This is a genomic window from Natrinema salinisoli, assembly GCF_020405205.1.
Lineage (GTDB): Archaea > Halobacteriota > Halobacteria > Halobacteriales > Natrialbaceae > Natrinema > Natrinema salinisoli.
In genome coordinates this window covers 957,795-978,043 of record NZ_CP084469.1, presented here as the reverse complement: position 1 = coordinate 978,043, position 20,249 = coordinate 957,795, and the positions used below count along the sequence as shown (strand labels likewise).

The window sequence follows — 20,249 nt, the reverse complement described above, 5'->3', positions numbered from 1 at the left end:
TTGACGGCACGACACCCGAGTGGACGCGTTAGCGCTCTCGCTCAAGCGCCTCGTCCTCGAGCACGAACGGACAGTCCGCGACTCGGAACGTCGTCACCGTCGGGATCGAGAGGATGTCGGCCCCCTCGTGACCGCAGGCGACGTTCGGCGGCTCGGAGAAGTGTTCACAGTCCTGGCAGTACGATCGCTTCTCGACCTCCCGGATTTCGCGCTCCGCCGACCGGGGCTGCTCGCCCAGTTCGTCGCCCTCGAGTCGTTCCCAGAGGCGATCGCCGTCGATCTCGGTCGTCTCCTGGCGGTCGAACAGGTCGTCGAAGTCGGGCGTGCTCGACTGCGAGCCATCCGAGCCGTCCGTCTCCTCGACGGTCGCGGCAAGCTCTCCGAGCGGGGCGGACCGATCCGGCGTCTCCGGAGATCGGCCGGCGTCGGCATCGGCCGGTGAGTCCCGGCCCTCGTCGTGAGTGAACTCGGTACCGTCGGTGTCGTCGCTCGGGTTCGATCGGTCAGTCATTAGGTGTCGCCTCCGGAATCGGGGTGCGTCGACCCGTCAGGATCGGTATCCTCGGGTTCGGCGTCCGCTTCGACGGCATCGAAAATCGCGTCCGGTGACGACTCGTCCGACGGTTCGATCCGTCCCTCGAGCGCCGGCTGATCGCCGGTGAGGAGTCGATTCGAACCGAAGAGGGACGAGTTCTTCTCGACGTCGATAACGCCGCTCGCACAGTGGGGACATTCGGGCGCGGTCAGCAGTGCGATATCGACGCTCGAGCCACAGTCCGTACAGGTCGCCGTTCTGATCCCGAGTCGGTTGGCGGCCAGTTTGAGATCGTCGGCGGCCGCCCGATTGCGGTTCCGTGCCGTGAATTCGTCCCGTCGATCTCTGAGGTCGACTACGGCCCGAGCCAGGAGCGTCGACCGCTCGGCGAGTTCGTCGGTCTCCGCGAGGAGGTCCTCGAGGACGGTTTCGAAGTTATCGAAGCCGCTTTCGACGGTGTTCTCGAGTGCGGTGAGTTCGTCGCGAATCGACTCGAGGTCGTCGTCGGACGGATACTCCGGATGGTCGTGCTCCGCCGGTGCCTTCGCGTCGGTCTCGCGTTTGACCTGTACCACTCGGGACCGGACGTCCTCGAGCAGCTCGTCGAACTCCTCGCGCTGGGCCTCGAGTCGATCCTGTACGTCGACGAGTTCGTCGCGATCGGCGAGGTCGAGGTCGTCGTCCGTCGCGACGGTCCGTGCGGCAGTCACCAGACGACGACAGATATCCTCACGAGTCTCCCCTCGTCGGGTCGCTTCCTCGGCCAGCCAGTCGTCGACGTCGGCGGGCAGTGTGAACGAAACGCCGCCGTCGTCGTGGTCCTGGCTCGACATCTGCCTCTAGTTGGGATATCAGCCGTATAAGCGTTGGTCCAAACTCAGCTGCTGAGTCCGACGATCGAGTCGCGGTTCGCTACCTTACCGGATCTTGCGGACGTTGCTGATATCGAACCCGCCGTCGTGGATCTCCGTTTCGAACCGAACGATGTCCTCGTCCTCGAGCCGGGAGAGCACGCCGCGGAACTGTTCGACGACGAGCGTGCGGGCTCGCTCCGAGCCGCCGCTCTCCCACTCGAACAGCAGTGTCCCGTCGGTGGCCTCCTTGAGCTGCCCGAGCTCCGTCGGACCGAGTAGCTCCGCGTTGACGAGCAGGAGTATCACGCCGCCCCAGCGATGGGATGCGCGTTTGAGTCCCTTCAGCAGCACGGTCAGGTCCGACCAGCCGAGCCGGTCGTCGGCCGCCGCGACCAGATCCGTTATCGAGTCGATCACGACGAGGTTCCCCGTCGCGTGCTCCGTCAGGTACTCTCCGAGGGCCTCGAGGACGTCCGTGCGGTCGTTGTGACTGCCGAGTTCGGTGATATCGGCCATGCCGTCGGCGTACCAGTTCGTCGGAACCGGCGTCAGCTGGAAGTACTCCTCGGCCAACTCGACGAACCGAACGTCGTCCATCCCGGCACCGACGAGTTCGTCGTCCATGACGAACTCCATCTCGCTGACGACGGCGCTCCGTTCGTCGGTAAACGAGACGTAGTGGACGGCCTCGGGGACCGTCACCTCCGGCTCCAGGTCGCCGTAGTAGAGGTCGAACAGGTCGGGATCCGCGTCGACGAGTCCGTTCATCGCGGCGCTCGTGTAGCAGAACTCCCGTGCGCCGGCACCGGATTCGCCCGCGAGGAGGACGACGCTGCCGGCGGGCGCGCCGCCGCCGATCATCCGATCGAGCCGTGAGATTCCGAGCGGCATCCGCTCCATAGGGATTCGTTCGGTCGGACCCGTTTACCTGTTGTGGCAGTAGTCGAAATCGAATACGTGGAGATCGTAGCTGTCAACGGTTGAACTGCTCATCTCAGTCTCGTTACTGTCGGTCGGTATCGGTCCGAACTCGAGCCCCGTTCTCCGCCGTCCCCGTGAGAATAACACGTCCCTCGAGCCCGCGATCCGCGAGCGCGTCTTCGGCGGCGGCTTCGGCTTCCGGCGCATGCGCGATATCGGTCACGCCGTAGACGACCGGCCCCCACGACGACTGGCCGATGCCGGAGAGGACCTGACAGTCCTCGAGCGCTTCGACGAGTTCGCCCGCCGGCGGTCGGAAGACGCCCCCCTGCGCGTCGGCGTACCACGCGCCGTTCTTGCGGCCGATTTCGGCGATCGCCTCGCCGAAGGACTCGAGGCGGCCGGCGGCGGCGGCCGGCAGCAGTTTGCGGGTGACGACGCCGGCGATCTCGTCGGCGATCGCGGGATCGGCGCGTTCGACGACCGCGCGCATGCTCGCGTCCTCGTCGTCGCCGCTGCGACCGGGGTCGGCCTCGGGGACGACGACCAGAAACCGCCACTCCGATGGGAGGGAGTGTCGCGCGACGACCGGCGGCACAGTCCAGTCGCCCTCCGCCGGGGGCTCGGTGGTAAACCGGTTCGTCGGATGGCCCGCGTCCACGACGAACCCGCCGTCCTCGAAGGTAGCGACGCCGACGCCGCTCCGCCCGCCCCGTCCCATCGCCGGCGCGTAGTCCCGAATCCGCGGCTCGATTCCGTGTGCCCGCGCCGTGGCCGTCAGCACGGCGAGCGCGAGCTGGGTCCCGCTACCGAGGCCGACGTGTCGCGGCAGGGATTCCTCGAGCGTGACCGCGACACCGGAGACGTCGAGAACCTCGACGGCCCGGCTCGCGTAGGTCCGGACCAGCGGATCGTCGGCCTCGACGCTCGCGGCGGGTTCGGCGGTAACGGTGACGCGCGGTTCCGCGAGTCCGACGCCGATGCCGCCGTAGAGTCGCTCGCGGGCGAGCGAGAGGTTCTGGAAGCCGACGTGGAGACGCGCACCCGCGCTGACGGTCGCCATGTCGCGGCATAGGGGAAGCGCCGTCAAGGGGATTTCGACGGTGGCAAGGAGACGGACATGCGCAGGATCGGGAAGCGACGACACCGTTTCCCGGCATCGATCACCGGTCGCGGGAATCAGTACGGGGCGTAGAACACCCACCCCTCGGGCGGAACCGATATTTCGACCCAGCCGTCGCCGTTGACCTGTACGTCCTCGGTCGTGCCGCTGTAATCGTTGAGGGTTTCGTCCCGCCAGGTCGTGTACACCCACTCGCTGCGCCACTCGTCGGTATCGTTGTTCAAGCCGACGAGCAAGTTGTTCTCCCGCTCGTAGATCGCGAGGTCGGAATCCGCGTGCCGCCAGTGGGTGGGACCACCGGCGAGGGTCGTCTTGACCCACACCATGTTGGTGATCGCGTCGTCATCGAGGATCTCGTCCGGATACAGGTTGTACACCATCGGCGTCCCCTCGAGCGTGAGGACGTGGGTGTGTGCCAGGTGGTACTGCGGCGGCGCGCCCTCGTCGTGATTCCCGACGAAGGGCCAGGCGTGCCACGGGTCCTGTGCCGTGAGGCCCGCTCCCTCGAGTCGACTCATGTCGCCGTAGTCGAAGACGTCGTTCATCACGAAGTACAGCGGATAGTCGAAGGCGTCCATGCCGGTGTCGACGTAGTTCTGTACGTAGTCGACGCTGCCGTCGAACACCTCGCCGACGCGGTTCATGTCGAACTCGTCGGCCCAGGGGTTGGCGTACTGATCCCAGAACTCGGCCTCGACGTGCTTGACCGCGTCGTACCGGTAGCCGTCCGCGCCGAAACTCGCGATCTTTTCCATGTAGCGGTACAGTTGCTCGCGGACGTACGGTGCAGTGTCCTCGTGGCCGTGGGTCTCGAGCTGCGCGAGGTCTTTCAACCCGAGGAGATTCCCGTGTTCGACCTGGTGCTCGTCGTCCCAGTCGTCGATCGACCCGACGTCGGTGTGGAAGTGTTCCTCGTCGAAGCGCGGGAAATCGTACCCGCGATTCGCCGCCATGTGATTCATGACGCAGTCGACGTACACCTCGAGGCCGTTTTCGTGGGCGGTATCGATGAGCCGCTGCAGTTCCGCCTCGGTGCCGAACTCGCTGTCGAACGATCGGTAGTCGACGGGCTGGTAGCCGAGCGGCGGGTCGTTTCGACCGTCCTGGTCGTCCCACGTCAACTCGCTCTCCTGGGGCGCCTGGATCCAGATCCCGTCGTAGCCGCGGTCGGCGACCCGCGAGAGGTCGTCCGTAATCGTCGGCCACGTTTCGTGAAAGTACTGGAAGAACACCCGCTCACCGGCGGCCGTCGCGGTCGAAGCGGCCCCCGCACCGGCGAGAGAGAGCCCGGCTATCGCGGCGCCGCGGACGAAGGTGCGTCTACTGACCGTTCCGTGGGTTCGGGTGTGGGACGATTGTGTGGTGTCATCTGTCATACAGGCCCGATGTATTATTTCCTCATTCATATAACCAGTGTATATAATTTTTATACATAAAGTTTGTATGTATCTGGCCAAACTGCGGTAAAACCGCCGTATTCCCGTTCGATCGTACCAGTAGCGGCCATCGGAAACCGATTCGGGTCACGCCGGCATCGTGCACGTTTCGTGTGAGTCCACGGAGATTCGAGGACGCTCGACTGGACACAGCGGTTATGTTACTCCCGCCATCAGTCTCCGACGATGTCGGATCCCGACGCCTCGGTCGTCGTCCCAGCCCGTGACGAGGGACGGCGCCTCGAGCGAACGCTGGAGTCCCTCGCCGCCCAAACGTTCGACGGACGTCTCGAGGTGATCGTCGTCGCCAGCGGCGCACGAACGGTGGCCGTCGCTCGAGCGCGTTCGATCGTCGATCAGGTCGTGATCGACGACCGGCAGGAGGGCCCCGGTCCGGCGAGAAATCGGGGTTCGAGTGCGGCAGATGGGGAGGTCCTGCTCTTCACTGATGCCGACACCGTCGTTCCGCCGTCGTGGGTCCGCCGACACTGCCGTCACTACGCCACCCCCGACGTCGTCGGCGTCGGCGGCCCGCTCCGGCCGCTCGAGGACGGACTCCGACACCGCGTCCTCTTTCGGCTCCTCTCGGACTGGTGGTATCGCGCGTGCTGGCCGGTCGGCTTCGTCCAGCAACCCGGCTGTAATTGCAGCGTGCGTCGAACGGCCTTCGAGGCGGTCGACGGGTTCGACGACTCGCTCGGCTTTCTCGAAGACACCGACCTCTCCTTGCGACTGCGCCGCGAGGGGACCCTCGTGTACGATCACGCCTGCCCCGTCGACACCTCGAATCGGCGGCAAGAACGCGTCGGATACATGCGGCTCTGCTGGATCTATCTCGTCGGCTACCTCGAGTACGTCCTGCCCGGCCGGTCGCCGACGCGGGAGTACTTTTGACACGTCGACGATGACGGATCGACTATCCGCCTTCTGAGACGAAGATGTTCGCGTCGCAGGGGCCCACACGAACGATTGACCGAGAAAGGACGACTTATACGGGTTCCGAGTCAAGGGACGGGCATGAGTAGCGACGACCAGTTCGACTACGGGAAAGACGAGCAGTTGCGGAGCCGCGAAGTAACGGAGGGGCCGGACAAGGCACCACACCGCGCGATGTTCCGCGCGATGGGGTTCGACGACGAGGACTTCGGATCGCCGATGATTGGCGTCCCCAATCCAGCGGCAGACATCACGCCGTGTAACGTCCACCTCGACGACGTCGCCGAATCGGCCCTCGGGGGGGTCGACGAGGCCGGCGGCATGCCCATCGAGTTCGGCACGATCACGATCTCCGACGCCATCTCGATGGGGACCGAGGGGATGAAGGCGTCGCTGATCTCTCGGGAACTCATCGCCGACTCCGTCGAACTGGTTTCGTTCGGCGAGCGCATGGACGGACTGGTCACCATCGGCGGCTGTGACAAGAACATGCCGGGGATGATGATGGCGTCCATTCGGACGGACCTTCCCTCCGTCTTCCTCTACGGCGGCTCCATCATGCCCGGCGAACACGAGGGGCGAGAAGTCACCGTACAGAACCTCTTCGAGGGCGTCGGTGCCGTCGCTGACGGCGAGATGTCCGGCGAGGAACTCGACGAGATGGAGCGCAACGCCTGCCCCGGCGCGGGCTCCTGCGGTGGCATGTTCACCGCCAACACGATGGCCTCGATCTCTGAGGCGCTCGGCTTCGCGCCGCTGGGCAGCGCCAGTCCGCCCGCCGAGGACGAATCGCGCTACGACGTCGCCCGGAAGGCCGGCGAACTCGCCGTCGAGGCCGTCGAAGCACAGCGCAAGCCCTCCGACTTCCTCAGCAAGGAATCCTTCGAGAACGCCATCGCCCTGCAAGTCGCCGTCGGCGGCTCGACCAACGCCGTCCTCCACCTGCTGGCGATGGCCGCCGAAGCCGGCGTCGACCTCTCCATCGAGGAGTTCGACGAGATCAGCCAGCGCACCCCCAAGATCGCCGACCTCCAGCCCGGCGGGTCGCGAGTGATGAACGACCTCCACGAGGTCGGCGGCGTCCCGGTCGTTCTGAACGCCCTCTACGAGGCCGATCTCCTCCACGGCGACGCACTGACCGTGACGGGCAACACGATCGGCGAAGAGCTCCAGCGAATCGATCCGCCGGCGATCGAAGACCTCGACGTCGACTTCCTCTACACCGTCGACGAGCCGAAAAACGAGCAGGGGGCCATCCGCATCCTGACGGGCAACCTCGCGCCCGGCGGCTCGGTTCTCAAGGTTACCGGCGACGACGAACTCCACCACGAAGGCCCCGTCCGGGTCTTCGAAGAGGAGGAGAACGCGATGGCGTACGTCCAGGAAGGACACGTCGAGAGCGGCGACGTGATCGTCATCCGCAACGAGGGGCCACAGGGCGGCCCCGGAATGCGCGAGATGCTCGGCGTCACGAGCGCGGTCGCCGGTCAGGGCCACGCCGAAGACGTCGCACTCATCACCGACGGTCGCTTCTCCGGCGCGACGCGCGGATTCTCGATCGGCCACGTCGCCCCCGAGGCGTTCGCCGGCGGCCCCATCGGTCTCATCGAGGACGGCGACGTGATCACGATCGACATCGCCGAGCGCACCCTCGAGGTCGACCTCGACGACGAGGAACTCGCGGCCCGACGCGAGGAGTGGGACCAGCCCGAACCCAACTACGAGAACGGCGTGCTGGCGAAGTTCGGCCACGCTTTCGGGTCGGCAGCCAACGGTGCCGTGACCAACCCCGGCGTCAAGGAAGAGTAAGCGACCGGTCGAACGGGACCGGTACACTCGATTCTTACGCGCTCACCGAATCGACCCCTTCGATTTCCTGCACGAGTCTTTCCCGCCTTTGTGACCGACTACCAGTTAGAGCGACGTATGTGTAAATACTGTCTCGAATGCGACTGGCAACTCAGCACTGCCGACGGCTACACCGAAAAGGAGGTCTCGGAGAAGGCCATCGAACACTTCGTCGAGACGGGACACACGGTCGATTCGCTGCGACTGCCGCCCCCGGTCGTCCTCGAGAACTGATCGGGCCCAACCGAGAACGCGCTCTAGCGACCTCTCATCCCCGGCGCTCGAGGATTCGATCGATGATCAGCCGCGTCGACAACAGCTGCGCGTCGTCGTCCGTCTCACGTGCGCTCGCCCGGCGAACCTCGCAATCGATCCCGCGGCGATCCAGTTCGGCCTGGATCGCCTCGTCGTCGTGGTGTTGATCGTGGCCGAGCGCGATCACGTCCGGATCGATCTCCTCGATCGGGACGAAGATGTCCTCCTCGTGGCCCAGCAGGGCCTCGTCGACCGCCTCGAGCGCGCCGACCACGTCGCGGCGCTGTGTGGCCGGACAGATCGGTTGCTCCTTGTGGTCGACATTGGTCGAGCGGGCGACGATAACGGACAGTTCGTCGCCCATCGCGGCGGCCTCCTCGAGGTAGTGAACGTGGCCGGGGTGGAGGATGTCGAACGTTCCCTGAGCGATGACCCGCCGCGTCATGTGTGCCTCGCCGTCGATCCTGCCGCGTGCGGTTTCCGTGGCGATCCCGTCGTCGGTCGTGCGGTAGTCACTGGTGCCATCGTCTCGAGTAGCGAAGCGCTCATCGTCGCAGTTCCTCGTCGATATCCGCCTGCGTGAAGTCGAAGAAGTCCTCGGTGTCGGGCAGGTCGACGTCGACCACGTTCAGCGTGGTCGGCTGCCCCTGTGAGTCGAACGCCTTCCAGTCCGTCCGCCGGTAGGGCGCGCCGATGATGATGTGGACGCTCCCTCGACCGAACGTGTCCAGATCCGCATTACTGGGCTTGATGACGCCGTTTGGATGGGAGTGAATGCTCCCTAACGCTTTCACGTCGTTCGGAATCTGGTTCGTCTTGACGGTCGCGCTGACGCTGTTGGTCTCGGTGCCGGGTACCACGAGAATGTCCGTGATTACCAGGCCCTCCCGGTCCAGATCCAGGCGATCGGCCTCGGTCCCCCGGAGGAATCCCATGTACTCGTTCGGATGGGTCTCTTCGGAGGACTCGAGGGCGAACTCGAGGGTCTCCTCGGCGATGCCGAGAATCTCGCTCGAGCGAAACAGCGCGTCGAACAGCCCCATACACCCCTCTGGGGCCTTGCGGTTGCTAAACGTTCCGATGGGCGGCCCGTTGACTCCGAGAAGCGACGCTACTCGTCGTCGGGAACCGCACTTTTCGGAATGAGGCCGTCGATTTCGGCTCGCAGTACGTTCTCGTCGTCCTCGTTCGTACAGACCGCCGAGCACTCCACGTCGTAGTAGTCGTCGCGTTCGGTCACCGACTCGAGGCGACAGGTGCAGGAGATCCGCTCGCCGGTGTGAACGGGCTGGTGGAACTCGAATTCCATACTGCGAGCGATGTAGTTGAGATCGCCGCCGATCTTGGTCGGCAGGGTCGCGGTGAGCAGTCCTTGGACGGTCAGCCGACCTGCCTCATCTGGCTCGGTGTGGATCGGCTGCTGGTCGCCGGACAGCTCGCCGAACTCGCGTACGTCCTCGTGATCGAAGGTTCGTTCGAAAACGTACTCGTCGCCTTCCGCAGGCGGATGTGAGACGTCCATATACGGACATCCCGCCGATGTCGTTTGTAGCTATTGCTCGAGTGGGCAGGGATCGTTCGGGTTCCCGTACAGTTCGGACCTGATCAGGCCGGTACGTATCAGCCACATCGATATCGCTGCAGGTCACGACACGATCGTACCGGAGATCATCCTCCTGTCGGTCACTCGATACGGACATCGCGGGGGTAGTCGCCACGAAGTCGGCGCATCGGCTCGAGCATCGTCTCGTCACTGGTGGCACTCCCGCGGTACGTTTCGAACGGATCATCACCATCCACAGATATATCTTCGTTTCGCGACAGACGGAACGGCGATTGTCGAATGTACCGCATGATAGCTGAGTAGCATTTCCATCGAGACGGTACCAGCGAGAGCCATACCACCACATTGTCAGCACGAAACGGTCACGAATGAGAGACTGGCCCAGAACAGCGCCTCGAGTCGCCAGCACGTCTTGACAAGGGTTATACGCGACCGTCTCGAACAGCGAATCAAGATGACGCGTGACTCCGCCGGGGAACCCGGCGCAGACGACGGGGATTCCGTCGTTTACGATCTCGCTTCCGATTGTACCGCTGACGACGTCGAACAAGGCCAGTCCTATCTCGCCGAAATTAACGGCATCGTCGACTACGGCGTCTTCGTAGATCTCTCCGATTCCGTCTCCGGACTCGTCCACGAATCCGTCCTCGAGGGCACCTTCGCCGTCGGCGACGAACTCGTCGTCGAACTCGAGAGCGTCCGCGAGAACGGCGATCTCGCCTTCGAACCCGTCGATATCGAGGACTACACGGTCGAGGAGGTCGGCCACGACTACTCGCTGACCGGCACGGACCGCCTCGAGAGCGCCATCGGCGAGCAAATCCACGTCGAGGGAACGGTCACCCAGGTCAAACAGACCGGCGGCCCGACGATCTTCCACGTCTCCGACGAGTACGGCGTCGTCCCCTGTGCCGCCTTCGAGGAGGCCGGCGTCCGCGCCTACCCCACCATCGAGGTCGGCGACGTCGTCCGCGTCACCGGGACGCCGGAACACCGCGAGGGATCGGTCCAGATCGAGGTCGACGGCCTCTCGAAACTCGAGGGCGAGGACGCCGAGGGGGCCCGCGAGCGACTCGAGGACGCCCTCGAGGAGCGCGCCGAGCCCCACGACGTCGAGCCGCTGATCGACTGGCCGGCCTTCGAAAAACTGCAGCCGAACCTCGAGGAAGTCGCCCGACTGCTCCGTCGGACGGTCCTCGAGGGACGTCCGATCCGCGTGCGTCACCACGCCGACGGTGACGGCATGTGCGCCGCCGTCCCCGTCCAGATCGCCCTCCAACGGTTCATCGCCGACGTTCACGAGGACGAGAACGCACCCCGCCACCTCATCAAGCGGCTGCCGGCGAAGGCGCCGTTCTACGAGATGGAAGACGCGACCCGTGACCTCAACTTCGCGCTCGAGGATCGCGAGAAACACGGCCAGCAACTGCCGCTCCTCCTGATGCTGGACAACGGCTCGACGGCCGAGGACGTGCCGGCCTACGAGACGCTGGCCCACTACGACATCCCGATCGCTGTCGTCGACCACCACCACCCCGACCCCGACGCCGTCGAGGATCTGCTCGACGCCCACGTGAACCCCTACCTTCACGACGAGGACTACCGGATCACGACGGGGATGCTCTGCGTTGAGCTCGCGCGGATGATCTACCCCGAGCTGGGCGACGAACTCCGTCACGTCCCCGCCGTCGCCGGCCTCTCGGACCGCTCGAAGGCCGACGCGATGGACGACTACCTCGCGCTCGCCGCGGAGGAGGGGTACGACGAGGATCGCGTCCAGGACGTCAGCGAAGCGCTGGACTACGCCGCCTTCTGGCTGCGCTACAACTCCGGCGACCAGTTGATTCAGGACCTGCTCCAGGTCGACAGCGACGACGAGGAGCGCCACCGCGACCTCGTCGAGTTCTTCGCCGACCGCGGCCGCGAGGAAGTCGACGAGCAACTCGAGGACGCGATGCCCCACCTCGAGCACGAGACGCTCGAGAACGGCGCGCACCTCTACCGGATCGACGTGGAAAACTACGCCCACCGCTTTACCTACCCCGCGCCGGGGAAGACGACGGGCGAGATCCACGACCGGAAAATCGAGGAGACCGGCGATCCGGTCATCACGGTCGGCTACGGGCCAGACTTCGCCGTGCTCCGCAGTGACGGCGTCCGACTCGACATTCCGAACATGGTCACGGAACTCGAGGCCGAAATCGCGGGCGGCGGCGTCTCCGGCGGCGGCCACCTCGTCGTCGGCTCGATCAAGTTCGTCTCCGGCAAGCGCGAGGAAGTGATCGACGCCTTAGTCGAGAAGATGGCCGAGGCCGACATCGACGAAGCGCTCTCGAGTGCGGCACCGATCGACGACTGACCGCCGGGCTGCCGTTCGATTTTGGGTTTCGACGATACAACTCGAGGAGTGGCTACAGCGATTCGATCCTCGATAAAAAAACGGGGTCCGTCGCACCCCAACCCTTCCCTTAGTCGGAGCCGGGCCCGGTTTTCTCGAGCAGGCTGCCGGAGACCGGACAGCCACAGGGCGTGGCCCTGTGGGTCGTCGGGCCGTAGCTCACGACCACCGCGACCGGTGTGTCACACCGCGGGCACGGAACCGGCTGTCGCCGTCGCGACGAATTGTCGGCGGCGATCGAATCGGCGTCCATCGTCAGTTCGTCGTCGGGGGACGGCTCGTCATCGGCGCTCATCGATCGCTCCGAGTCCGTGTCCGTCGATGGCGGTGCCACTCGAGCGATCGTCGTTCGATGACGGCCGATAGTCGATCGACTGCGTCCGATACTCGTCTGCGATACCGTCGTCGTGCGAGACGTTTATGTCTCGGTGGGAGTAAGTGAAACATGGCTTCGAGCCGTTGCGGTTGGAAGCCAGTCTCGGGTGTCTCAGCACCCGGGGCGTTTCGACGCACGCCCCCGCTGGAGCTGACTTCCAGCTATTCATACGAGAAAGTTAAACTTATATCTATTGGAATTTATTCGCAGATAGAATGCTGTTCGTCTGAGAGGGAGGCCGCGACTGCTCTCTGTAACGGTCTGAGTCAACGGACGCGCTTTCGAACCTGTTAGATGATCCTCACTCGATCATTGACTCCTACTATTTATCGTAGTAAATTTTTAGTGACTGTATCGGCATGTATGAGATGGCATGGTTGATGAGAAATCACACCAAACATTGGAGACGTACGGGCGACGCGGGGTACTCGGCGGCATGGCATCGCTGCTCGCGGCGTCGGCGTATTCGCTGAACGTATCCGCGGAGGCCGCATCGCCGGTCTGGGAGGGCGACGATTCGTCGACTCGAGTCGTCCCCTCGCCCGACGGGAGGGTGCTGGTCGTCATCGACGTGGAGGACGGCACGCCGACGTACAGCGTCCGGTTCGACGGGCGAACCGTCGTCGATTCATCGCGGATCGGGTTCGAGTTCCAGAACCAGCCCGCCTTCGGCGTCGGCAGCGACGCGGCCGACCTCGAGGTCACGGGCAGCGAGTGGGACCGGGTCGATAGCACGTGGGAACCGGTCTGGGATCAGTACGACGAGATCGAGGAGCGCTACACCGAGCTCCGGATCGGCCTCGAGGAGACCGAGGGACCGGGCCGGGGCGGCACCCTCGAGATCCGAGTGTTCGAGGACGGCTTCGGGTTCCGGTTCCTCTTCGACGAGCGCTTCGGCGAGGAGTTCGTCATCACCTCGGAGCGAACGGAGTACTCCTTCGCGGGCGATTACGACTCGTGGTGGGTCCCCGGCGATTACAACAGCTTCGAGTACGAGTACGAAGCGACACCCCTCAGCGAAATCGGCTCGACGCTCGAGTCGGAATTCGGCGGTTCGTTCGACGGCGTTCACACGCCGATGACGATGCGGACCGACGACGACCACTACGTCAGCGTCCACGAGGCGAACCTCGACGACTACGCGTCGCTGGCGATCACACCGCAGGAGGACGGCTCCACCGATTTCGAGGCGGCGCTGGCCCCGCTTCCGGACGGCACGAAGGTGTCGGCCTCCGCGCCCCACGTCACCCCGTGGCGGACGATCCAGCTCGGCAGGCGGCCGGGCGATCTCATCGAGTCGAACCTCATCGTCAACCTCAACGAGGACTACAGCGACGACGTGTTCACGCGGGGAACCGACTGGATCGAGCCCCAGAAGTTCATCGGGGTCTGGTGGCTGATGATCACCGGTCGCGCAGACTGGGAGTACCAGGGGCCACAGACCGGCAACCACGGCGCGCAGACTGGCCGCGCGAAGCAGTACATGGACTTCGCGAGCGAGCACGACATTCCGGGCGTGCTCGTCGAGGGCTGGAACCAGGGCTGGTCGAGCTACCCGGGCGATGGCAGCGAGTTCAGCTTCACGGAGTCGTATCCCGACTTCGATCTCGAAGGGGTGACGGACTACGGGTCGAGTCTCGAGCCGTCGACGCAGATGACGATGCACAACGAGACGGCGGGGGACTTCCGGAACTACGAGTCACAACTGGACGAGGCGTTCGGGCTGTACGACGACCTCGGCATCCGGACGATCAAGAACGGGTACGTCTCCGACAGCGGTGATCTCTCCGGGGAGGGATACAGCCACCACAATCAGGTGCTGGTCAACCACCACACGCTGGTCGCGGAGACGGCGGCGGCCAACCGGCAGATGCTCGACGTGCACGAGCCGATTCACCCGACCGGTCGCCGGCGAACGTATCCTAACCTGATGACCCGCGAGGGCGTGAAAGGACAGGAGTACGACGCCTTCGGGAACGTCAGCCCGGACCACCACGTCACGTTCCCGTTCACGCGCATGCTCGGCGGCCCCGTCGAGTACACGCCGGGAATCTTCGACATGGAGTCGGGCTCCGGCGGCATCGAGACGACGCGGGCCAAACAGCTCGCGATGTATCCGACCTACTTCAGCGGCCTCCAGATGGCCGCGGACTTACCGAGTTCGTACCTGGCCGACCAGCCCGCCACGCTGGGCGTGGGCGAAGTCGCGCAAGCCCAGCACGCCGACCTCGACGGGTTCGCCACCCAGTCGGAGTGGGCCAACGCACAGGGTGAGGCGTACGTTCCCTTCGACGCCAACAGCGTCGACAGCGGGTCGACGGCCACCTGGACGCTCGAAGACGCCCCCGCCGGCGAGTACGACGTCCACCTTCGAGCGGCCAACTACGAAGCCGACAACGGGCTCGGCTTCGAGGTCGACGCAACGGCTACACTCCAGATCGACGGGGAACCGGTCGAACAGCTATCGATCCCCGGAACGGACTACTGGGACGTCTGGACCGCCACGGCGACGACGGTCTCGCTCGAGTCCGGCGATACCGAACTCTCCCTCGCGCTCACGGACGAGGACACCGGCGGCTTCAACCTCGATGCGATCGCCGTCACGGAGCCCGGCGCGTCGATGCCCGAGCCCGACGAGCCGCCGATCACCGGGCCGACCGTCCCCGCGTTCCAGTTCATCGAAGACGTCCCGGCGGCGGGCTGGGACGACACGCGCGTTCTGGATGCGTCGATCGGCGACTACATGATCACCGCCCGGCAGAAGGGCGACGAGTGGTACGTCGGTGCGATGACCGACGAGAACGGCCGCGCGCTCGAGATTCCCCTCGACTTCCTCGACTCCGACTCCGGTCACTGGTGGGAGGACGGCGACCACGGCTGGTGGGACGATGACGACGACCGCGGCTGGTGGGACGACGACGATGATCACGACTGGGGAGAGGATGACGGCCCCGGATGGTGGGATAACGACGACCGTGGCTGGGGTCGAGGTCACGGAAACGGAACCGGCAACGGTCATCAGAAGGGCCGCGGCAAGGGCCACGAGAAGGGACGTGGCAACGGTCACCGAGAGGAACGCGCTCGCGGCCAACGAAACGGACGCGGGCAGCATCGAGGCCGTGGACACGGGAAAGACAAGTACGTCGCGGAGATCTACTCCGACGGCGTCGATGCCGACTACGACGGCAATCTCGAGGACGTGCGCATCGACGAGGCAATCGTCGACGCATCCACGACGCTGCTGGCCTCGATGGTCGGTTCCGGCGGCACCGCCGTTCGGCTCCGACCGGCAACGGAGGAGGACCTCGAACAGCTCCCGAATTACGAACGGCCCACCCAGGAGGTCGACGTATCGATCGACGGCGAAACCTTCGTGCGGGAGCCGTTCGTTTCGGCGACCGGCTCCAACGACGGCGACTACATCGGCGGGACGACCGTCGAGCTCGTCGTCGACGGCGACGTCCGAAGCCTCGAAAACGTCCGGTTCGGGCCGGGTGCGACCAACGAGTCGTTCGGGTTCGGAACGGCGATCGACACTGCAGGAACGTACGACGTGACCGTCCGAACCCCCGACGGCGAAACCCTCGCCAGCCGGACCGTGACGGTGACGCCGCCGGAGACCGTCGCATCGTTCACCGACTCGAGCGGCGACGATTACGGCCCAGGGGAGTACACGTACCCGACCGCCGGCGCGTTCGAGGACGGCGTCTTCGACCTCCAGTCGTTCGAAGTCACGCGGACCTCGAGCACCGTCCAGTTCTCCTTCGCGGTCGAGACCTTGAACAACGCCTTCGGAAGCGATCGCGGCTTCTCGCCACACATGTTCGTCCTGTGGCTCCGCGATCCGACCGAAGACGGCGGGAGTACGACCGAGGTCGGCGACCTCGGGCTGGCTGCGGAGTTCGAGTCGGATTGGCACTACCGCCTCGAGGTCAGTGGCTTCACGAAGAGCGCGGTCGACGCGGGCGGGAATCCGCTGACCGACACCGACGGCAACGAGATCAGCGTTCGGGACGACGTAGACACCGAGGCGAACACCGTGGCGCTCTCGGTCGATCAGGCCGCGTTCGGTGGAGCCGATATTTCGGACCTGGAAGTCGTGGCGATGGTCCAGTCCGAGGACCGCGGGACGCTCCGTCCCGTCGCCGAAGACGCGGCGGACTACGTGTTCGGCGGTGCAATCCCCGGCGCGGCCGAGAACGCGCCGCGCATCATGGACGTGGTGACGCCGGACGACACCAGCCAGGCCGACGCGCTGGCCTACTCGGCCGATCAACCGGCGATGCTACCGTTCGTCCCGCTGGGCGACGGCTGATCGTCGCTCCGTGATCGCAACGACCGCCCCTCGGCGACGGTCGCAGCCGATCACGTTCTCACGGGCGTTACAGTAACGGAAATACGCGCCTGACCGGGCTGGTTCGAATCGGTACGAGAAATTCGAGAGCGGAAGTCGTTCGATCAGTCCGCGCCGTGACGCGGCGTGTACCCGCAGTCGTTGCAGGCGAGCGACTCGTATCGAGTCGACAGCGGACCCGAGCATTCGGGGCAGTGGTAATCTGTTTCGAGGGAATGTTGATTGATAGTCATGTAGGTGACGAGGGTACGAGCGAGCTTAAGCTCACCTATTATGAAGTTAGAAGTGTCCATTGTGACTAGAACACGTATGGATATCGCTGTCGGAACGAAACGAGGACGCGATATCTCGTCGGTTGAAGAACACCGATCCCGTGGTCGTTAAAACTGGTAGCGTCGCTCGTCGTCCATCGACGGGTACTGATCCGCACCGGTCATCTCCTCGAAGGTCATGCCCGACAGGTATTCGTCGTAGGTCACGTCGTAGGCCGACCGGAGCTGGAAGTCGAGCTTCCCCGTGTCGACGGTCGACTGAAAGAGCATGTGAATGGCCCGCCGGACGAGTTCGTCCGTTTCCTCGGGCTCGAGCGCCGTCTCGAGCAAGGCCAGTTCGTTCCGCGTCTCGCGGTCGAGCGAGACGGTGAGGTCGTCGCCGATGTCCGTGTACGACTCCGTCACCTCGTCGTTGAGGTCGTCGAGGCTCATACGGGAGGGGACTCGAGCGGGTCGGATAGGCCTTTCGTGGTCGCCTCGAGTCGACGGCGTCGAGATCGGTCGTCGACTCAGCGGTCTGTCCCACAATAGGCGCAGGTCGGAGCGCGGTCATCGATACGCTTCCCGCAGTTGTCACAGTTCGTCCACGTTCTGTGACCGGATCCGTCCGAGCGAGTCTTCTCAAACAGGGTGATGAGGGAACCGACACCGATCAGCAAGAAGCCGAGGATCATCCACCCGGTCGGTCCGATCGCTCGGAGAAACAGGACGACGAACGGGCCTACGAGGATCGCGAATCCAGCGACGATCAGCCAGGATCCGATCGAGTGTGAGCCCATAGTAAACAGCACACATTATTCTGCGATAAAATCTATTGTGATTCGTATCGCCCGGCCGTCGCCGACGGACCGCCGATTCCGTCTGGGTAGGTGGTAGCAATCGTGAGCGCCACCGTCGTCGAACCGCCGAATTGCGACACTGACTTACAGCCGACCGCGTAACGTCCGTCGATGACAGCAGAGGCCGAGGAGTGGGCGTTGCCGGCCGACCGCGAGGCCGTTCGCGAGGCGTTGATCGAGTGGTACGAGGACGACCACCGTGAGTTTCCGTGGCGACGGACCGACGATCCCTACGAGATCCTCGTCAGCGAGGTGATGAGCCAGCAGACGCAGCTCGGTCGCGTCGTCGAGGCCTGGGAGGAATTCCTCGAGCGCTGGCCGACCACCGCTGCGCTGGCCGACACCGACCGCGCCGACGTCGTGGGATTCTGGACGGACCACAGCCTGGGGTACAACAACCGGGCGAAGTACCTCCACGAGGCGGCCCAGCAGGTTCAGGAGGAGTACGACGGGGACTTCCCCGAGCATCCCGACGAACTCCAAGAGCTGATGGGCGTCGGCCCGTACACGGCCAATGCGGTCGCGAGCTTCGCGTTCAACGACGGCGACGCGGTCGTCGACACGAACGTCAAACGGGTGCTCTACCGCGCCTTCGACGTACCGGACGACGACGGGGCCTTCGAAACGGCGGCGAGCGAACTCATGCCGGCGGGGCAGTCTCGAGTCTGGAACAACGCGATCATGGAACTGGGCGGCGTCGCCTGCGAGCAGACGCCACACTGCGACGAGGCCGGCTGTCCGTGGCGGGAATGGTGTGGCGCGTACGCAAGCGGTGATTTCACCGCTCCCGACGTTCCTACCCAACCGAGCTTCGAGGGTAGTCGCCGGCAGTTCCGAGGCCGGATCGTCCGGACGCTCAAGGAGTACGACGAACTCGAGCTCGACGCGCTCGGGCATCGCATTCGCGTCGACTACGCACCCGACGGCGAGTACGGCCGAGCGTGGCTCGAGGGCCTCCTCGACGATCTCGAGTCGGACGGACTGGTCGATCTCGAACGCGACCATACCGACGGCCCCGTGGCGCGGTTACAGCGGTAGCGACAGTCGGTCGTTCCCGAACACTCGACTATCGAGTACAAAATATCTCGGACGTCTCCCTGCCCCGTCAGAGACTATCGACTCGAGAAATCGATCCAGGAGACTCGACCGGCATTATCGACGACGCCGTTCGCGAGAACGACGGACGGCGGTCGTCGTGCATTCCCTGTCGGCCAGTGCTCGTCGATGGCCACTCGAACGGAGGCGGCGTGGATACTTGTAGCTGGTCGGGAGTTACAGGGACTGAAAATACGATCGACTGAGCCAGTGAACCGTTCTCGTCGCTCGCAAAGAAATGTCGGAGATAAGCCACAACGAGCAGAACAATCGAATTGCGATAGCAAAGATCGGCACGATCGTAGTACAGGGGCCTCGCGGACCGACATATAATTAACCGACACCCTCGAGCAAAAGTGACAGTCATCGGAATTGGGTGGCGGGAAAGGCTACCGGAAACACAATCCGTGTATACGTCTTTGTGGTGGCTTTCGATGATGACCACAGTCGTCGAACTCGGGATCCCGACCGATCGACTCGGATTCGCTCGCACGTTCGATCGAGTGTCGACGTTCGAGTTCCAGGTCGGCGGCATGATCGGTGGTTCACCGCCGCTCGTCTGGACGAGCGGGCCGGACCGGGACTCGGTTCGGCGGGCGCTCGAGGACGATCCGTCCGTCGACGTGATCGCGAGCGTCGCCGACGACGCAGAGGGATCTACGACGGACGACGAGACCGCTGTCGGCCCGAACGACCGCTGGCTGTTTCGGCTCGCGTTCGGTGACGGCGTCAAGCTATTCGAGGAGATCGTCACGGAAAACGACGGTGCGATACTGACCGCTCAGGGCCGAGAGGAACGCTGGATGGTGAAATTACTCTTCCACGACCGGGAGTCGGTCTCGGCGTGTCACGAGTTACTCGAACAGTACGACTTCGCAGCGGACGTCTGCCGAATCAGTGGCGTCAACGACCTCGCGACCGCGCGGACTCCCCTGACCGAAACCCAGTACGAGACGATCTGTAAGGCCCACGAACTCGGCTATTTCGACGTGCCCAGAGGGGTGACGCTCAAGGAACTGGCCACGGAACTGGGTATCTCACATCAGGCGCTATCCGAACGGCTCCGTCGGAGCCACGCTGCGCTCGTCAGTGCGGAGCTCTCCGATCGAAGCGCACCGATGGAGATCGATCCCTGAGTATGCCGACAGTCGTCCCCTCGAGCCAAACAGATCGGCAAATCGAACGACCGACACCACCGATATCTGCGCTTATATGTGTAAACAGCCATATTACTACCAGTATGTGGGGAAAGTTAGTCGATTTATGATTTGTTGATCCAATAGATAGCTTTATTATCGAACAAGACAACAGTTGAGTGTCGGCGTGGTCCGACCACCCGACGCGCTAGCATCGCTGTCAACGCCGGTGGATCACCCGTGCTCAATCACCGATCCGCGGTCATTCGTGGCTGTGTGACCGCCTCGATGCCGGACTGCTGATGGG

19 protein-coding genes and 1 pseudogene are annotated in these 20,249 nt (G+C 64.3%); 8 read left to right on the top strand and 12 right to left on the bottom strand.

Annotation, left to right across the window (positions count from 1 at the left end):
* Positions 1-28: 28 nt before the first annotated feature.
* The 5 genes from LDB05_RS04870 to LDB05_RS04850 all read right to left on the bottom strand — a co-directional run bounded on the left by LDB05_RS04870 (position 29) and on the right by LDB05_RS04850 (position 4,809).
* Positions 29-511, bottom strand: a complete 483-nt coding sequence (locus tag LDB05_RS04870) for a DUF8135 domain-containing protein (RefSeq protein ID WP_226006802.1) — start codon at positions 509-511, stop codon at positions 29-31.
* Positions 511-1,368, bottom strand: a complete 858-nt coding sequence (locus LDB05_RS04865) for a hypothetical protein (RefSeq protein ID WP_226006801.1) — start codon at positions 1,366-1,368, stop codon at positions 511-513. Before LDB05_RS04865 ends, LDB05_RS04870 begins: the two co-directional genes overlap by 1 nt.
* Positions 1,369-1,452: 84 nt before the next feature.
* Positions 1,453-2,289 (bottom strand): RAD55 family ATPase, encoded by an 837-nt coding sequence (locus LDB05_RS04860; RefSeq protein WP_226006800.1) that lies wholly within the window; start codon positions 2,287-2,289, stop codon positions 1,453-1,455.
* A 103-nt stretch (positions 2,290-2,392) separates the two neighbouring features.
* Positions 2,393-3,373, bottom strand: a complete 981-nt coding sequence (locus tag LDB05_RS04855; RefSeq protein ID WP_226006799.1) for a beta-ribofuranosylaminobenzene 5'-phosphate synthase family protein — start codon at positions 3,371-3,373, stop codon at positions 2,393-2,395.
* A 116-nt stretch (positions 3,374-3,489) separates the two neighbouring features.
* Positions 3,490-4,809 (bottom strand): alpha-amylase domain-containing protein, encoded by a 1,320-nt coding sequence (locus LDB05_RS04850; protein WP_226006798.1) that lies wholly within the window; start codon positions 4,807-4,809, stop codon positions 3,490-3,492.
* Positions 4,810-5,055: 246 nt separating this feature from the next.
* On the opposite strand from LDB05_RS04850, the gene LDB05_RS04845 reads away from it, so the two are divergent.
* From LDB05_RS04845 to LDB05_RS04835, 3 genes are all read left to right on the top strand, one after another.
* A complete protein-coding gene (locus tag LDB05_RS04845) occupies positions 5,056-5,763 on the top strand; it encodes a glycosyltransferase family 2 protein (RefSeq protein ID WP_226006797.1) in 708 nt (235 codons plus the stop codon).
* 123 nt (positions 5,764-5,886) lie between these two features.
* Positions 5,887-7,614 carry a dihydroxy-acid dehydratase gene (gene ilvD, locus LDB05_RS04840; protein ID WP_226006796.1) on the top strand — a complete coding sequence of 576 codons (1,728 nt, stop codon included), beginning with the start codon at positions 5,887-5,889 and terminating at the stop codon, positions 7,612-7,614.
* A gap of 117 nt (positions 7,615-7,731) precedes the next feature.
* The gene (locus tag LDB05_RS04835; protein WP_226006795.1) at positions 7,732-7,887 is read left to right on the top strand and encodes a hypothetical protein; all 156 of its coding nucleotides are present in this window, start codon (positions 7,732-7,734) and stop codon (positions 7,885-7,887) included.
* A 34-nt stretch (positions 7,888-7,921) separates the two neighbouring features.
* Here the strand turns inward: LDB05_RS04835 and LDB05_RS04830 are convergent, their stop codons facing one another.
* The 4 genes and pseudogenes from LDB05_RS04830 to LDB05_RS23570 all read right to left on the bottom strand — a co-directional run.
* On the bottom strand, positions 7,922-8,353 hold the full coding sequence (locus tag LDB05_RS04830; RefSeq protein ID WP_226006794.1) for an FAD synthase family protein: 432 nt from the start codon (positions 8,351-8,353) through the stop codon (positions 7,922-7,924).
* A 100-nt stretch (positions 8,354-8,453) separates the two neighbouring features.
* Positions 8,454-8,951 carry a Mov34/MPN/PAD-1 family protein gene (locus LDB05_RS04825; RefSeq protein ID WP_226006793.1) on the bottom strand — a complete coding sequence of 166 codons (498 nt, stop codon included), beginning with the start codon at positions 8,949-8,951 and terminating at the stop codon, positions 8,454-8,456.
* Between the two features lie 68 nt (positions 8,952-9,019).
* Entirely contained in the window at positions 9,020-9,430 is a 411-nt protein-coding gene (locus LDB05_RS04820; protein WP_226006792.1) for an FAS1-like dehydratase domain-containing protein, read from the bottom strand.
* Between the two features lie 161 nt (positions 9,431-9,591).
* Positions 9,592-9,705: pseudogene (locus LDB05_RS23570) on the bottom strand (AbrB/MazE/SpoVT family DNA-binding domain-containing protein); the annotation flags it as partial.
* A gap of 221 nt (positions 9,706-9,926) precedes the next feature.
* On the opposite strand from LDB05_RS23570, the gene han reads away from it, so the two are divergent.
* On the top strand, positions 9,927-11,831 hold the full coding sequence (gene han / locus LDB05_RS04815) for a Hef-associated nuclease (protein WP_226006791.1): 1,905 nt from the start codon (positions 9,927-9,929) through the stop codon (positions 11,829-11,831).
* Positions 11,832-11,940: 109 nt separating this feature from the next.
* Here the strand turns inward: han and LDB05_RS04810 are convergent, their stop codons facing one another.
* A complete protein-coding gene (locus LDB05_RS04810; RefSeq protein ID WP_226006790.1) occupies positions 11,941-12,165 on the bottom strand; it encodes a hypothetical protein in 225 nt (74 codons plus the stop codon).
* Positions 12,166-12,619: 454 nt separating this feature from the next.
* Between LDB05_RS04810 and LDB05_RS04805 the strand changes: the two genes are divergently transcribed.
* Positions 12,620-16,561 (top strand): glycoside hydrolase family 97 N-terminal domain-containing protein, encoded by a 3,942-nt coding sequence (locus LDB05_RS04805; RefSeq protein ID WP_226006789.1) that lies wholly within the window; start codon positions 12,620-12,622, stop codon positions 16,559-16,561.
* A gap of 419 nt (positions 16,562-16,980) precedes the next feature.
* Here the strand turns inward: LDB05_RS04805 and LDB05_RS04800 are convergent, their stop codons facing one another.
* Both LDB05_RS04800 and LDB05_RS23565 read right to left on the bottom strand, forming a co-directional pair.
* Positions 16,981-17,304 carry a ribbon-helix-helix protein gene (locus LDB05_RS04800; RefSeq protein ID WP_226006788.1) on the bottom strand — a complete coding sequence of 108 codons (324 nt, stop codon included), beginning with the start codon at positions 17,302-17,304 and terminating at the stop codon, positions 16,981-16,983.
* Positions 17,305-17,381: 77 nt separating this feature from the next.
* Complete coding sequence (locus LDB05_RS23565; RefSeq protein WP_226007870.1) at positions 17,382-17,531, bottom strand: zinc ribbon domain-containing protein; 150 nt, start codon at positions 17,529-17,531, stop codon at positions 17,382-17,384.
* On the opposite strand from LDB05_RS23565, the gene LDB05_RS04790 reads away from it, so the two are divergent.
* The 3 genes from LDB05_RS04790 (at position 17,466) to LDB05_RS04780 (ending at position 19,942) form a co-directional block, all read left to right on the top strand.
* On the top strand, positions 17,466-17,645 hold the full coding sequence (locus LDB05_RS04790) for a hypothetical protein (protein WP_226007953.1): 180 nt from the start codon (positions 17,466-17,468) through the stop codon (positions 17,643-17,645). The two genes, LDB05_RS23565 and LDB05_RS04790, sit on opposite strands and share 66 nt — an antisense overlap.
* Positions 17,646-17,822: 177 nt before the next feature.
* Positions 17,823-18,749, top strand: a complete 927-nt coding sequence (locus LDB05_RS04785) for an HhH-GPD family protein (RefSeq protein WP_226006787.1) — start codon at positions 17,823-17,825, stop codon at positions 18,747-18,749.
* A 494-nt stretch (positions 18,750-19,243) separates the two neighbouring features.
* Positions 19,244-19,942, top strand: coding sequence for a helix-turn-helix domain-containing protein (locus LDB05_RS04780; RefSeq protein WP_226006786.1), 699 nt, complete (start codon positions 19,244-19,246; stop codon positions 19,940-19,942).
* Positions 19,943-20,249: the final 307 nt, after the last annotated feature.